This window comes from Brevundimonas sp. (assembly GCF_036405315.1).
Taxonomy (GTDB): domain Bacteria; phylum Pseudomonadota; class Alphaproteobacteria; order Caulobacterales; family Caulobacteraceae; genus Brevundimonas.
In genome coordinates, this window is the sequence record NZ_DASWXW010000147.1 from 1 (window position 1) to 14,533 (window position 14,533).

12 protein-coding genes are annotated in these 14,533 nt (G+C 68.0%); 1 reads left to right on the forward strand and 11 read right to left on the reverse strand.

The genetic code is table 11. From position 1 onward, the window contains the following. Window positions 1–94: 94 nt before the first annotated feature. The 6 genes from VGE49_RS08985 to VGE49_RS09010 form a co-directional block, all read right to left on the reverse strand. Window positions 95–1,429, reverse strand: coding sequence for an MFS transporter (locus VGE49_RS08985; protein ID WP_331034218.1), 1,335 nt, complete (start codon window positions 1,427–1,429; stop codon window positions 95–97). Window positions 1,430–1,499: 70 nt separating this feature from the next. Further along, window positions 1,500–2,195 (reverse strand): fumarylacetoacetate hydrolase family protein, encoded by a 696-nt coding sequence (locus tag VGE49_RS08990; protein WP_331034219.1) that lies wholly within the window; start codon window positions 2,193–2,195, stop codon window positions 1,500–1,502. Continuing rightward, window positions 2,192–3,247, reverse strand: a complete 1,056-nt coding sequence (gtdA, locus tag VGE49_RS08995; RefSeq protein WP_331034220.1) for a gentisate 1,2-dioxygenase — start codon at window positions 3,245–3,247, stop codon at window positions 2,192–2,194. Before gtdA ends, VGE49_RS08990 begins: the two co-directional genes overlap by 4 nt. A gap of 3 nt (window positions 3,248–3,250) precedes the next feature. Then, complete coding sequence (locus VGE49_RS09000; protein ID WP_331034221.1) at window positions 3,251–3,580, reverse strand: non-heme iron oxygenase ferredoxin subunit; 330 nt, start codon at window positions 3,578–3,580, stop codon at window positions 3,251–3,253. Next, window positions 3,577–4,053, reverse strand: a complete 477-nt coding sequence (locus tag VGE49_RS09005; RefSeq protein ID WP_331034222.1) for an aromatic-ring-hydroxylating dioxygenase subunit beta — start codon at window positions 4,051–4,053, stop codon at window positions 3,577–3,579. The genes VGE49_RS09000 and VGE49_RS09005 overlap by 4 nt, the downstream gene beginning before the upstream one ends. An 8-nt stretch (window positions 4,054–4,061) precedes the next feature. Next, window positions 4,062–5,312 carry an aromatic ring-hydroxylating dioxygenase subunit alpha gene (locus tag VGE49_RS09010; RefSeq protein ID WP_331034223.1) on the reverse strand — a complete coding sequence of 417 codons (1,251 nt, stop codon included), beginning with the start codon at window positions 5,310–5,312 and terminating at the stop codon, window positions 4,062–4,064. A gap of 124 nt (window positions 5,313–5,436) precedes the next feature. Here VGE49_RS09010 and VGE49_RS09015 point away from each other — a divergent pair, with 124 nt between their 5' ends. Further along, window positions 5,437–6,624 (forward strand): NAD(P)/FAD-dependent oxidoreductase, encoded by a 1,188-nt coding sequence (locus VGE49_RS09015; protein ID WP_331034224.1) that lies wholly within the window; start codon window positions 5,437–5,439, stop codon window positions 6,622–6,624. A gap of 4 nt (window positions 6,625–6,628) precedes the next feature. On the opposite strand, the gene VGE49_RS09020 is transcribed toward VGE49_RS09015, so the two are convergent. The 5 genes from VGE49_RS09020 to VGE49_RS09040 all read right to left on the reverse strand — a co-directional run. Then, entirely contained in the window at window positions 6,629–7,396 is a 768-nt protein-coding gene (locus tag VGE49_RS09020) for an IclR family transcriptional regulator (protein WP_331034225.1), read from the reverse strand. A 172-nt stretch (window positions 7,397–7,568) separates the two neighbouring features. Continuing rightward, entirely contained in the window at window positions 7,569–8,360 is a 792-nt protein-coding gene (locus tag VGE49_RS09025; protein ID WP_331034226.1) for a hypothetical protein, read from the reverse strand. 125 nt (window positions 8,361–8,485) lie between these two features. Then, entirely contained in the window at window positions 8,486–11,437 is a 2,952-nt protein-coding gene (locus tag VGE49_RS09030; protein WP_331034227.1) for a TonB-dependent receptor plug domain-containing protein, read from the reverse strand. Between the two features lie 259 nt (window positions 11,438–11,696). After that, window positions 11,697–13,775, reverse strand: coding sequence for a phytase (locus VGE49_RS09035; protein ID WP_331034228.1), 2,079 nt, complete (start codon window positions 13,773–13,775; stop codon window positions 11,697–11,699). Between the two features lie 94 nt (window positions 13,776–13,869). Further along, on the reverse strand, window positions 13,870–14,533 hold a 664-nt coding region (locus tag VGE49_RS09040; RefSeq protein ID WP_331034229.1), incomplete at its 5' end, for a winged helix-turn-helix domain-containing protein.

Sequence of the window (14,533 nt, forward strand, 5' to 3'; positions counted from 1 at the left end):
GATGACCTGCACGGCCTCCAGTCCCTTGAGGCCCAGGGCGATACGCACCCGCCAGGAGGCCGTGGAGCGGAAATAGCCGTGCAGGATCATGGGGTCAGACTCCGGCGCGACGGCGCACGCCGCCGAGGGTGAAGACCGCGACCGAGGCGATCACGGCGGGGATGACGGCCAGCAGGATCAGCGACTGGGGCGTCCAGCCGGCGGCCAGCAGCACCCCGCCGACCAGGGGTCCGACGATGGCGCCGATCCGGCCTACGCCCAGGGCCCAGCCCACGCCGGTGGCGCGAATCGCGGTCGGATAGACGGCGGCGGTCAGGGCGTTGCAGCCGATCTGGGCGCCGACGACGCCGAAGCCGGACAGAGCCGCGCCGAGCAGCAGGACCGTCAGGTTCGTGCCGCCGAAGGCCAGCAGGGCGATGAAGGCGGCCGAGGCGGCGTAGGCCGAACCCAGGACGACATAGGGGCTGATCTTGTCGATCATCCGGCCCAGGACGATGGCGCCGACGACGCCGCCCAGGTTCAGGGTCGCGGTGGACAGGATGGCCATGCTGAGCGGCAGACCGGCGCCCTTCAGCAGGGTCGGCAGCCAGTTCACCAGGAAGTACATGACCAGCAGGTTCATGAAGAAGGCGACCCAGAGCAGCAGGGTCACAGGCGTGCGGCCTTCACGGAACAGCTGGAAGACCGAGAAGCCCTTGGCCGCCGACGACTGCTCGTGCTTCAGCCCCGCGATGAAGTCGCTAACCGAGGCGTCGGCGTCGATCTTCTTCACGATAGGAGCGATCTTGTGCTCCGGCGCGCCCTTGGCGACCAGGAAGCGCACCGACTCCGGCAGCATGAAATACAGCACCGGCAACAGCAGCAGGGGCAGGACGCCGCCGACGACGAAGACCGAATGCCAGTCAAAGTGAGCGATCAGCCAGGTCGAGATCAGGCCGCCGACGGTCGAGCCCAGCGGGAAGCCGCAGAACATGACCGTCACCAGGGTCGCGCGCAGGCGGGCCGGGCCGTATTCGCTGGTCAGGGCGATGATGTTGGGCATGGCGGCGCCCAGGCCGACGCCGGTGATGAAGCGATAGATCAGCAGTTCGTTCATCGAGCCGGCGAAGGCCGTCAGCAGGGCGAACAGGCCGAAGATGAAGGTCGAGATCAGGATGACCGTCTTGCGGCCGAACTTGTCCGCCGCCGGGCTCAGGGTGAAGGCGCCGACCGTCAGGCCCAGAAGGCCGATGGCGAAGATCGGACCGAAGGCCGACGGGGCCAGGCCCCAGTCCTCGGCGATCTTGGGCGCGACGAAGGCGATCGACTGGGTGTCGAAGCCGTCGAGCATGGCGATGATGAAGCACAGCGCCGTGACGCCGAACTGTAGCGGGCCGAATTTGGCCCGGTCGATGACGGCGTTTCCGCCCCCCTCACCCATGGCTGCCATATGTGTCGTCCTCCGTGGAGGGCGCGTCTGTCGCGCGCCTCTCCGTGTGTTGATGATGCTGAAAAAGGGATCAGGCGGCGGGCGGGCCGACCTTGATGTTGAGCGGGGTCAGGCCGTCGATGGTCACGGTCATGGCGTCGCCAGGAACCACCGCGCCGACACCGGCAGGGGTGCCGGTGTAGATCAGGTCGCCGGGCTGGATCTCCCACAGACCCGACAGGTAGGCGACGATGTCCGCCACCGGCCAGATCAGGTCGGCCAGGTCCGCCGACTGCTTGACCTCGCTGTTGACGGTCAGCTCGATCTTGCCGTGTTCGGGATCGAAGCCCTCGCCCGCCTTGTGGATCCGGCCCAGCGGCGACGACTGCTCGACGTTCTTGCCGGTGTCCCACGGACGGCCCTGGGCGCGGGCTTCCAGCTGCAGGTCGCGGCGCGTCATGTCCAGGCCGGTGGCGTAGCCCCAGACGTGGTCCAGCGCGTTCTCGACGGCGATGTCGCGACCGCCCTTGCCGATGGCGACGACCAGCTCGGCCTCATAGTGGAAGTTCTCGGTCCTGGACGGATAGGCGATGGTGGCGCCGTCCAGCACCACCGTCTCGGCCCACGCCGTGAAGAAGAAGGGCGGCTCGCGGTCCGGGTCGCGGCCCATTTCGCGAGCGTGGGCGGCGTAGTTGCGGCCGACGCAGAAGATGCGGCGGACCGGGAATTCGTCCCCGGTGTTGGTCGGGGCAAGCACGGGCGCTTGCGGTTGGAACAGCAGGCTCATGCGTTCTCTTCCTTGTAGAGGTTCAGTTTTTCCTGACAGGCCTTGTCGGAGTATCCGAACAGGACCAGCCGGCTGGCCGCCTTGAAGGCGACCGATTTCCACGACGGCACGACCACGATGTCGCGCGGCTTCAGGGCGACGGTTTCGCCCTCGATCACCGCCTCGCCGGTCCCCTCGACCACCACGAAGATGGCGCCGTCGGTCGAGCGGCGCGGCTTGCTCTCAAAGCCTCCCGGCAGCAGGCGGACATGGGCCGAGATGGTGGCCATGATCGGCCCGCCGTTGATCGGGTTCATGAACTCCAGGGCGTGGCCCAGATGCGGGTCGATCTCGGCGCCGCTCTCGGCCATGGCGTCCAGCGCCGGACGCCACTCGGCGTAGGGATAGTGGAACAGCGGCTGATGCGCCGGCCGGCGGTCCGCCGTGTGGCCCTTCAGCGGACGCATGTTGCGGCCATAGCGGTTCAGGCTGTCGCCGGCCGGGGCCTTTTCCGGGAACTGGTCTTCCGAATAACCCTCGGCGAAGCTGGCGTCGAAGTGGCGGACGGTGGGGATGTCGAGGCCGTCCAGCCAGATCATCGGCGTCTCGGTCGGGTTGCCGTGGTCGTGCCACTGGCCGCCCGGCGTCAGCACCAGGTCGAAGGGCTGCATCACCGCCTTCTCGCCGTCCACCGAGGTATAGGCGCCCGAACCCTCCATGACGAAGCGCAGGGCGCACTGGGCGTGGCGGTGGGCCGGGGCGATCTCGCCCGGCAGGATCAGCTGCAGACCGGCGTAGAGGCTGGGCGTGATCGACGACAGACCAGGCAAGCCGGGGTTCTCAAGGATCAGCACGCGGCGCTCGGCCTGCTTGGCGCTGATCAGGTCGCCCGCCCGCATCAGGTAGTCGCGGGCGTTGTCATAGGACCACTTGTGCACCTTGGCCGGGGAGTTCGGCTGCGGCAGGACCAGGGCCGACAGCTTCTCCCACAGCGGATAGAGGCCTTCGGGCTCCATCTGCTCATAGAGGGCGTTCAGCTGGGACTGCTGGTCGTTGGAAAGAACCTCGTGCATGGCCTAGCCCTCCATGCCGACGTGCAGCAGGCCGTCCTGCAGCTTCACCGGGAAGCTGCGCACGGCGACCGAGCACGGGGCATCGACCGGCGCGCCGGTCTTCACATTGAAGGTGCCCTGATGCAGCGGGCATTCGATCAGCTCGCCGTCCAGAAAGCCGTCGGACAGGCTGGCCTGGCCGTGGGTGCACAGGTCGGCGGTGGCGAAATACTCGCCGTCCACTACATAGAGGGCGACGTTCAGGCCGTTGACGCTGGCCTTGGCGACGCCGTGTTCTTCAAGCGCCGAAGGCGGCAAGGTCGCCACCCACGACAGGGTCGCGGCTTCGGTCATGCGGGGTACACCAGACTGTTGGGGATCATTTCGGAATCGAAGACGACGACGCGCTCCACAAAGCGCAGGCGGTCGCCGTCGCGGACGATGCGGTCGTGGCAGACGGCGGACAGGATGATGTCCGACTGCTTGTCCACCAGGGTCTGCACCACCAGCAGGTTGTGGCGGACGCTGACGCTCGCCTCGTCCTGCTCGACAACCCGCGGCGCGGTGGGGAAGCGGCGATAATAGCGCGGCGCATACATCTGGGTCCGCGTCAGGCCAGTCACCCGGTCCTTCAGCATCCCCCGACTCTCGGCCTGCATGGTGCTGAGGGTATAGCCTGCGTCGTAGTTCTCGCGCGGGATCACGCGATAGAGGCAGTCCTCGATGAAGAAGTCGGGCCAGGCGTGCAGATCGACATCGTCCAGAACGCCGTAATAGGCGTCGTACAGGTCGCGGATCTCGTCGCGGGCGATGATGGCGGGGGTCATGGCCTCGCTCACAGGCCCATCACCTTGCGCCAGTAACGGTACATGCCGCGCACGGCGGTTTCCGTGACCTGGTGATCCGTCGGGGCGATCTCGCGGCCGCCCATCTGCAGGATGAAGTGCTCGTCCGGCGAACCGGCGGCGCCCTGCTGGGTCATCTCCAGAACCTCGCCGTCGTCGGCCGAGACGAAGCCGGCCGGGCCGAACAGGTTGGCCTGACGCGTGCGGCGCAGGCGCATCTCCGGCGTGTCGTCGGCGTAGCACCAGTGGGTCCAGTGGAAGTCGAACCCGTTCGGCCCCTTGGGCACGATCTGGCGCGTCGTCAGGCTGTTGACCTGCTGCTGCAGGATGACGCTGGGGAAGATGGTGATCATCCCGACGGTTTCCTCGCCCGGGAACTCCTGCACCACGTCCATGACGCGGGGGTCCTCCAGCACCAGATCGCCCTGGAAGTTGCGGATGTCGGCCATGGCCTCGGTCTTTTCCTGCTCGCCCTTGCGCGAAATCAGGATGCCGTGGCGCCCCTCGTCGTCGATATCGACGGCGGACTTCTGGTCGGCCCGGAACAGGCCGAAGGTGGCGAAGAAGACGTGCAGCAGGCCCGCGTGATAGGGGTCCTTGATGTTCTCCTGCATCTGCTTCCAGTTGGCCGGGATGTGCTGACGGTTGTAGCCCAGCACCTCCAGCTTCCGGCCGTCATAGACGCGGGTGTAGTGCTTCCAGAACTTCTCGCCGAGATACTCGCGGAAGGGCGGCGTCTCGTCCGAGAAGGTGGCCCAGACCACGCCGTTGACCACCTCGACGCGCAGCTTGTTCAGGCTGTGGTCCTTGGGGTCGAAGTCCGCCGGCATGCCGCCCTGACGCTTGACGCCGCGACGGAACGGCACGCCCTGCAGGTCGCCGTTCAGCGCATAGGACCACTGATGATAGGGGCAGATCAGCTCCTTGGAGTGGCCGGTGCGGGTCTGGCAGAACTTGACGCCCTTATGGGCGCAGCGGTTCTCGACCACCGAAATCTCGTCCTCGCCCGAACGGACCATGACGCAGGGCTTCTCGCCCAGGGTCGTCGTCTTCCAGTCGCCGACCTCGGCCAGCTCGCACTCCAGACCGACATAGAGCCAGTGCGGCCCGTACCAGATCTTCTGCAGTTCCTCGGCGTAGATCGCGGGGTCCGTATAGACCCAGTAGGGCACGGCGGCGTCGACGTCGGCTGGCCACGCGAGTCGGTTCTCGCCCTCCGGCGGGCGTACGGGGATGTTCACTGAAAGCTCCCGGACAAAGAATTCGAAGCAGCGATCTCATGTCGCCGTTGACCGCATTGGTGTCGTGGTTTTTGATCTATGTCAAATGCGTTGCATCTGATGCAATGAGCGACGGAGATCACAAATGGCTGAACGCATCCTCATCCTGGGGGCCGGACACGCTGGGGGCGCGACCGCCATCGCCTTGCGTGAGCTGGGTTTTTCGGGATCGATCCTGGTCGTCGGGGACGAGGCCCACCCCCCCTACGAACGTCCAAGCCTGTCCAAGGATTATCTGTCCGGCGCCGAGACCGATCCGGTCTGGCTGGCGCCCGCGGAACGCTGGGCCGAGCTTGACGTGAGCCTGAAGCTGGGCGCCGAAGCGGTCGCCATCGACCGCGACAGGGGCGAGATTCGACTGGCCGACGGATCGGTCGAGCCGTTCGACAAGCTGGTGCTGGCCCTGGGCGGCCGCGTGCGTCGCCTGCCCCTGCCCGACCATGCCGCCGTCCGCTATCTGCGGACCGCCGACGACGCCCGCGCCATCGCTGCGGCGGCCAAACCCGGCGCCCGCGCCCTGGTCGTCGGCGGCGGGGTGATCGGACTGGAAGCGGCCTCGACCCTGCGCGGCCTGGGCCTGAGCGCCACTGTGATCGAGGCGGGCGAGCGTCTGCTGGGTCGCAACGTTCCGGCCGAAGCCGCCGAATGGCTGTCCGCCGCCCACGCCCGCATCGGCGTCGAGGTGAAGCTGGGTCGGTCACTGCAGGCGCTGGAAAACGCCGCCGACGGCGCGGTTCTCGCCCGACTGGACGACGGCTCGACCGTCGAGGCCGACCTGGTGGTCGTGGGCATCGGCATCATGCCCTCGATCGAAATGGCCGAGGCGGCGGGCCTGCCGGTCGCGGGCGGGGTTCTGGTCGGCGACGACTACCGCTCGCCCGCCGACGAGCGCATCTTCGCCGTCGGCGACCTGGCCGCGCGGACGCGCGACGGCGCCGCCGCCCGCATGGAGACCTGGGCCCACGCCCAGACCTCGGCCCGCACCGCCGCCCTGGCCATTCTGGGGCTGCCCGCAGAGGTCGAGCCGACGCCCTGGTTCTGGACCGCCCAGTGCGGCCATAATCTGCAGATCCTCGGCGATCCGGCGGCGAGCGACGCGGTCGTGGCGCGCGGCGAGGCGGTGCGGCTCTATCTGCGCGACGGCGCTCTGGTCGGCGCCGCCTGTCTGGATCAGCCGCGCGACTTCGCTGCGGCGCGCCGCCTGATGGGCAAGGCGCTGATCGCGGAGACGGCGAGCGACCCGGCGACCGACCTGCGCAAGGCCGCCGCCTGAGCCGTCAGAGCGACGGGCGCACCCCGCCCGTGGCCCGGGTGATCTGGTCGCATACCTCGATCAGGCGTTCGCGCGCCTGATCGTCGTATTCCGGTTTGAACACGTCGGTGGCCAGGACCGTGGCGGTGAAGACCGCCTCGCCCTGCAGGTCGAAGATCGGCACGGCGGTGGCCCGCAGGCCGGGGATCAGATCGCCCCGGACGGCCGAATAGCCGTCCCGCCGCACCCGCGCGCGCAGGCCCTCGACGTCGACCGGCTGGAACTGCGGCTGGGTCTCGCGCTCGACCATCTGCCGCGTCGCCGCCTCGGGCCGGAAGGCCAGAAAGACGTGGCCCGTGGCCGAACTGAGCAGCGGCAGGGGCGAGCCGACCATCAGCGAGGTCGAGATGGCGGGCGTGCCCATGATCCAGCGCACCACGATCGGCCCGGTGGGCCCCAGGGCGCCCATCTGCACCGTGCGGCCGGTCTCGGCGACATAGTCGGTCAGGGCGATCGCCGCCTCGCGGAAACTGTCCATCCGCGACAGGGCCGCCAGCCCCAGGCGCAGCGCGCCTGGCCCCAGCTCATAGCGCCCCGTCGCCGCGTCCTGACGGGCCATGCCCGCGGCGATCAGACTGGCCAGATAACGGTGGGCCTGCGACGACGACAGATCCGACGCCTGGGCGATCGCGCCCAAGGCCGCCGCTCCGTTCTGCGAGGCCAGCACCTCCAGCACGCGCAGGCCGATGCCCACGGACTGAATGCCCTGCCGTCGCTCGCCTGTCTCGCTCATCGTTTCATCCGCAGTGTTGATCGCGAACGCCAAGGTACAGGTTTTTGACGCCACGCAAGCCCCTCCTCGCCGCTCGCCCGAGCCCCGCGCCCGCAAACCGATACTCCGCGGCATCGAAAGCAGTCAGGCTCGCAAGTTCAGCGACTTATCACGGCGCCAGCGGCGCGCGCGCTCAGGCGTAGCCCAGCAGGCGGCGCAGCCCGGGCGCATGGAAGTCGACGAGTTGCTTCTGCTGCTCGGGCAGTTCCGGGGGGAAGGCGACCCCGTCCGGCAGCATGAGATTCTCCCGCGCCGTGCGGCTCAGCTTTCGGTCCGAACCGACACGGACCCGCGCCCGCCAATCGGTCGGCAGTTCGATGCCGCAGGCGGCCAGAAGCGCGCGGAAGTAGGCCTCGGACGACGGGGCGTCGAGGTCCGCCAGTGCGGCCAGAATGTCCTCGTAGCGGACCAGATGGACGCCCGTCCCCAGCCAGGCGGCGGCGTTGTGCGTATAGACGTCGGCCAGGGCCGGGGTCTTTCCGTGAAGACCGAAGATCATGAAGTTCAACAGCATGTCAGTGTTGAACACGCCCGATTTCAGATGCTCGAGGTTTTCCTGATGGAAGGCGTCCGAGACGAAGAACCGCGCCCGGGCCAGGACCCAGTCGTAGGGGTCCCGCACCAGCAGCACGTGCCGCGCGGTGCGCACATTGGCGACGGCCTGGTCGCTGAACAGAAGATGCGCCGCGCAAAGCCGGGGCGCATGCGGATTAAAGGCCTCCAGATGGAGGTGCATGTTCGGGATCTGCACGAAGTCCCGATCATAGTGCTGCTCGACCGGCACGAACATCCGGATGATGTTGCGCAGCAGGTGCGTGCCGCCTTTCGGCACGCTGTTGAGCAGCACCGGCTGGGCCAGGGGCGTCTGCGCGAAACGCGCCACCTCGGCGTCCAGCGTGTCCTTGATGCCCGTGATGATCGCCATTGCTTCCCCTGTGCCCCGCACGCTTTTGATCACGCAGATAATGCCGCCTGCGGAACAGTCTGAAAATTAGAAAGAGGGCGGCGAGGAACCCCGCCGCCCTCCTCTGGTCTGGCCTTGGATCAGGATCAGAACGACTTGCTGACCCGCACGAAGGCGCGGCGGCCGTAGTAGGCCTCGGTGTACTGCGACGCCAGGATCGAGTTCCCCGTGGTCGAGTATTCGCCGATGATGGTCGACGCCGCCGGCGGCTTTTCATCGAACAGGTTGGCGACGCCGCCGATCAGCTTCCAGTCGTCGAACTGGTAGCTCAGCGAGGCGCTGTGGAAGCCGGTGAACTCGGCCTCCGCCTTCACCTCGACGCGACGGCCGTCGATGGTGGTGAAGGCCGAGCCGTTGCCCTCAATATATTCGCTCAGGCTGGACTGGTTGCCGATCCAGTCGAAGCCCCAGAAGGCCGTCCACGGACCGCGCGAGAAGCTGGCGTTGATGTTGCCGACCAGTTCGGGATAGCCGACCTCGCCCAGCGGATCGACGGTGCTTTCCGCGAACACAGCCGTGAAATTCTCCAGCGTCCAGGTGGTCTGGCTGTCGAGCGTCAGTTCGCCCCACGGCGTATCGGCGACATAGCGAACCGTGAAGTCCAGACCCCGGTTCGTCTGTTCGGCGATATTGATGAAGCTGTCGCGCACCTGAGTGATGCCCAGGGTGCGGTCGCGATCGAACTGGTTGCAGATCGGGTCGGTCGGGAAGTTGTCCGACAGATAGCAGGCCGTCAGGATGCCGGCGGCGCCCAGGTTGGTGACCTGGTTGTTGATGTTGATGTCGAAATAGTCGACCGCCAGGCTGATCCCCGTCTCGGGCGGAGTGATGATGACGCCCACGACCGTGGCCTTGGAGGTTTCCGGCGTCAGCACGCCCAGGCCGCCGCCAGTGACCACTTCGGCCGAGGAGTTGCCGCCGGTGAAGTCGCCGGCCACGCCGCCGCCCGGGCCCGCCGGATTGCGGCAGTTGTCATAGAGCTTCTGCGTGATCGTGCCGTCGGCCAGACGGTTGTCCAGGTTGAGGCAGGGGTCGATGTTGCGCTGACCGGCGAAGCTGGTCTGGTCGGCCAGGTAGAGTTCGAACAGCGCCGGCGCCCGGAACGAGGTGCCGTGCGTGGCGCGGAAGCGGACGGCGTCGTTCACGGCCCAGTTCAGGCCGACCTTGTAGGTTGAGGCGTCGCCCGAGGTCTTGGTGTCGGTGTAGCGGCCCGACAGCGACAGATCGAGGTTCTGGACGAAGGGGAAGTCCTTCACCAGGGGCACGGCCAGTTCGACATAGGCCTCGCGCGTGTCTTCACTGCCCTCGGTGACGCCGGCGCCCGACAGGCCCCAGCTGTTGTCAGCCAGGGTCACTTCGCCGGGCGTGTCATTGATTTCGTCGCGGCGGATATGGAAGCCCAGCGCCAGGCCCAGCGGACCGGCCGGCAGTTCGTACAGGTTGCCGCCGATCGAGCCTTCCACATAGGTTTGCTCGTAGAGGGTGTTGCCGGTTTCCGTGTCGAACAGGAAGGCCCGCTCTTCGGCGGTCAGATCGCCGCGCAGCACGCGGGGATCGGCGAAGTTCATGTCGATGCACTGGCGGCCGCTCACGGGCAGCTTGTCGCCGACGCAGCTGGCCGTCTTGAAGCTGGTCGACGACACGGCGTCGTCCAGGATCACGTCCGAGGTGTAGTCGCCGTCAGAGCGGCTGTGCTGGGCGAAGACGTCCCATTTCCAGGTATTGTCAAAGAGCTTCAGATCGCCGCGAACCCCGGCGACGCCCCGGATGTAGTCCACGCGCTGCGACTGGTCGAAGTGATCCGTGACCGGCGTGGGGCTCAGATAGTAGTCGCCGGTGAAGCCGTTGACCGGATCGCCGCCGTAACCCATGCCCGTCGAGGTGTAGGTGTAGTTCCAGAACTGGCGATAGCTGTCGGTACGGCTTTCGCGACGGTTCAGCAGGAACTCGCCATAGACCTCGACGCCGCCGCCGACCTCATAGGCGCCGTCGACGAAGGCGGTGTACCGCTCGACTTCAGGAACGACCGACTCTTCGCGGGCGAAGGGGTGACTGGCGTTGACCACCGCGCGCGAGGCGGCGTCGTAGTTGACCAGGTAGAAGCCCGTGGGCGCGCCAGGATACTGGGCGCTGGTCGCCGGATTGGCGGGTCGGGTCGGGATGTATTTGCCCAGATCGCCGTCGTAGTCGTACTGGAAGCGGCCTGCGCGGCCCGTGAAGCCGGGGCCGTAGACATAGACCTGGCCCCACAGGGTGTCGTTGCAGGTCGGCTTGCCGGTGCGGGGGTCGATGCGGTCGGCGCGGTTGCGGGTGCCCGGCTCGAACACATACTGGTTCTTGCAGATCAGGAAGTCGCGATCGCCCGCGCGCAGCATTTCCTGACGATAATAGTCGCCCGAGACATTGATGTAGCCGCGATCGAACTTCTTACCGAAGGCGCCGGAGATGTTGTACTGCTCGCCGCCGCCGTCCAGCGGGGCCGTGGCGAACACGCCCATTTCGCCGCCGTCGCGGCCGCGATTGGTGATCAGGTTGACCACGCCGGCCACGGCGTCCGAACCGTAGATCGACGAGGCGCCGTCCTTCAGCACGTCGACCCGGTTGATCGCCGACTGCGGAATCACGTTGAGGTCGAAGGCGGAGACGCCGCCGCGGGTGCCGGCCGGACCGGCGCGGCGCCCGTTGAGCAGGACCAGGGTCCGATTGGCGCCGAGACCGCGCAGCGAGATGGTCGAGGCGCCGGGGCCGCCGTCCGTGACGAAGGCGCTGGAGATGGTGCTGTTCACCTGCGGCGAGCCGGCGGCGACGGTCGACGACTGCAGCATCTGGGCGGTGTCGCTCAGCCCGCGGGCCTGGGCCCGCTCGCTGGTGAGCACCTGGACGGGCGAGGCGCTGGTGAACTCGTTCGTGGGAATCCGCGATCCCGTGACGATGATCTCCTCGACCTGCGTCGCCTGTTCATCCTGCGGCCCCTGCGCATCCGACGGCGCGGGCGTCTGGGCGAGGGCGGGCGCGGCCGTCAGCAGCGCGGCGAGCACGCCCCCCGCCAAGGAAGACGTATTACGCAAACGGTTGCGTACAATCATTTTTACAGACCCCTGCTTGAACCAAGATCGCCGGCTTCGCTCCGAAACGGACACGCCGAAGGCGACTTCCCACTGTAGATTTGAGAGAATCTTGGTCAGGTCGGCTGCAAATGCACGACAAAAAGGCCGGGCATCACACGATCATCGAACGCCGTTGCCCTAACGCCACAGCCGCGCTGACGTCCTGGTCCCGGCGAAACCGGCCCACGGCCTAGCGCCGCACCTCCAGTCCCAGGGCGTCGGCGATCGACGTCCACGGCACGTATTTGAAATTCTGGTTTTCGCCGGGCAGGACGTTGCGGCCGTCCTGGGCGATCAGGGCGCCGTGCTCGAAGCCGGGGCCGAGGTTGCGGCTGGTCACGTCCAGCCCGTCGGTCTCGGACACGCCGTCGACGCCGCTCGCCCCGTCGGCGACGACGATGAAGGAGCCCAGATAGGCCTGATCCCCTTCGCGGCGGAAGACGGCGTAGCTGTCATTGCCCTGGCTGGACACGACCAGATAGCCGCGCCCGTCGCCCAGATCATAGAGGCCGACGCCCTCCAGATCATCCTTCAGCGCCGGGTTGTTAGTGATGCGAGCCAGCATGGTCATGGCCGAGCCGCCGTCCGGCTCCGCGGACAGACGCCACAGGCCGACGTCTTCCTCGGCGACATAGAGCCGGCCGGTCGCGTCGTCGGCGACGCAGCCCTCGACCTGGCTGGAGAAGGCGAAGTCGCGCACGCGCACCGCGCGGACCTTGCCGTTTCCGGCGTCGACCAGTTCCCACTGGCGCTTCTCGCCGTTGGAGTCGTTGATGAAGACATAGGTCTTGCCGCTGCGGCTCGAGCGATACATGCACTGGCCGTAGGGATCGCCCTGGCCCGTCGGCTGGAGGCCGTCGGCCACATTGATCAGGCGCCGCGCCTCGACATCAAGGCGATAGATGGCGACGGCCTTGTTGGTCCGGTCGCTGGCCGTAACCAGCACCACCGGCCGCCCCCCCAGCATGAAACCTTCGCGCAGGTCGACATTGTTCATCTTGCCGTCGGGCAGATGCTGGATGACGCGACCCTGCATGTCATAGAGGTTCAGCCCGGCCTTCTTGTCCGTGCCGATGATCAGGCTGTTCGCCGGATTGTTCGGGTCGGCCCAGACGGCGGGGTCGTCGGCGGCGTCGCCCGGGCTGCCGACCGGCGTCGTCTCGGTCACGGCGACCACGGCGGGGAAGCGCGGGGCTGTGACCGCGCGCACGTCCTGCGGCGTCCCGGCCGACAGATTCAGCGCCCCGGTCAGGGCGGCGAACGACACCAGCTTGTAGCCGGCGCCGCCGGGCGCATCCTCATCCGTCACCAGCAAGCCGCCCGACGGCAGACCGATCAGCGGCGCGCCGACGGCCTGCAAAGCGCCCGGCTCCTTGACGGCCGCTCCGCCGCGTCCAGTCAGGCTGGCGGCGCCGAGCCAGGCGTCGCCCGCGCCATGGTCATAGACGAACAGCCGCCCGCTGGAGGCGTCGGTCGCGATCAGATAGCGGGCGCCCGGCCCGCCGTCATAGAGGGCCAGAGAGCCGCTTTCCTCGCTGATGCGGCCCAGACCGGCGGCGTCGACCAGGGCCGGCGCCGCGTCGGCCTCGGGGTCGCCGTTGAAGCGCCAGATCCCGACCGCCTGCTGCGAGGCGTAGAGCTGGCCCGTCGCATCGTCGGCGACGCAGTATTTGATCTTGGACGGCAGGTTGATACGGCGCGCCGGGCGCGCGTCTACCTTGCCCTCGGCATTGGCGTAGAGCAGCAGTTGTTCGATCTCGCCGCCGTCGCCCACGGCCACGGCGTAGAGGCCGCCGTCGCTGGCGTTGCGCAACAGGCAGACGGCCTCGACCGCGAAGCCCAGGGGCACGGCGCGCGCCCCGACCTCGACCGGAACGCCGTCGCGCATGACGAAGAAGCGCAGCGCGTTGTCGGTCCTGTCAGTCGAGACCAGCAAGGTCTCGGGCCGCCCCTGGATCGGGAAGCCGTAGCGCAGGTCCAGCCCCCCGGCCTCGCCCGCCGGCACCTGACCGAGCAGCGCGCCCGTCAGATCAAGCACCTGAAGCCCGGCCAGCCCCGCCGCCGACACCAGGCGAGGGTTGCGGGCGTCGGCGTCCAGCACGATCACCCCGCCCCCGGCCTCGCCGTGCGACGCCGTGTCGACCGCCGCGGCCACGACGGGCGCGACGGCTTCCGGGGCTCGGTCCTGGGCTGCGGCGGCGCCGCCGATCGCCAGCACCAGCGCCAGGGCGCTCGCCCCCACAAGATGATCCGTCAGCCTGTTGATCATGTCGCCGTCCCCGCACAGCTATCAGCGCCGCCCGCACCGTGAGGCGTGGCAGTAGGGATGTTGTGCGAAGAATGCGCGACGATCTTCTGACGATTCAGACGACCAGTCGGTAGCCCACGCCCGGCTCGGTGGCGATCAGGCGCGGCTGGGCGGGATCGGCCTCCAGCTTCTGACGTAACTGGCCGATGACCACGCGCAGGTACTGGGTGTCGTCGGCGTGGGCCTTGCCCCAGACGGCGGTCAGCAGGTCGCGGTGGCCCACGACCTTGCCGGCATTGCGCGCCAGGTGCGCCAGGACGTCGTATTCCTTGGGCGTGACGCGCACCGCCTCGCCCGCGCGCGTGATCAGGCGGCGCTCCAGGTCGATGACCACCTCCCCCGCCGTCAGCGGCCCGGTCGCCTCCACGCGCGGCGCGGCCTGGCGCAGGTTGGCGCGGACCCGGGCCAGCAGTTCGCCGACGCCGAAGGGTTTTTCGACATAGTCGTTGGCGCCCAGGTCCAGGGCCGCGATCTTTTCGGCCTCCTTGTCGCGCGCCGACAGGATGATGATCGGCCCGGCATAGAACTCGCGGGCGCGGGCCAGCACGTCCTTGCCGTCCATGTCGGGCAGGCCGAGATCCAGCACCACGGCGTCGGGGCTCCACAGGGCGATGCCGCGCAGGCCCTCCTGCCCGCTGTCGGCGCGGCGCGGCTCATAGCCGGCGGCGTCCAGCGCCGGGGACAGGAAGCGGTGGATCTGGGGCTCGTCGTCGATGACG

Coding starts and splice junctions, on each gene's coding strand:
- VGE49_RS08985 (WP_331034218.1), bottom strand. CDS start 1,429: ATGGCAGCCATGGGTGAGGGGGGCGGAAACGCCGTCATCGACCGGGCC.
- VGE49_RS08990 (WP_331034219.1), bottom strand. CDS start 2,195: ATGAGCCTGCTGTTCCAACCGCAAGCGCCCGTGCTTGCCCCGACCAAC.
- gtdA (WP_331034220.1), bottom strand. CDS start 3,247: ATGCACGAGGTTCTTTCCAACGACCAGCAGTCCCAGCTGAACGCCCTC.
- VGE49_RS09000 (WP_331034221.1), bottom strand. CDS start 3,580: ATGACCGAAGCCGCGACCCTGTCGTGGGTGGCGACCTTGCCGCCTTCG.
- VGE49_RS09005 (WP_331034222.1), bottom strand. CDS start 4,053: ATGACCCCCGCCATCATCGCCCGCGACGAGATCCGCGACCTGTACGAC.
- VGE49_RS09015 (WP_331034224.1), top strand. CDS start 5,437: ATGGCTGAACGCATCCTCATCCTGGGGGCCGGACACGCTGGGGGCGCG.
- VGE49_RS09020 (WP_331034225.1), bottom strand. CDS start 7,396: ATGAGCGAGACAGGCGAGCGACGGCAGGGCATTCAGTCCGTGGGCATC.
- VGE49_RS09025 (WP_331034226.1), bottom strand. CDS start 8,360: ATGGCGATCATCACGGGCATCAAGGACACGCTGGACGCCGAGGTGGCG.
- VGE49_RS09035 (WP_331034228.1), bottom strand. CDS start 13,775: ATGATCAACAGGCTGACGGATCATCTTGTGGGGGCGAGCGCCCTGGCG.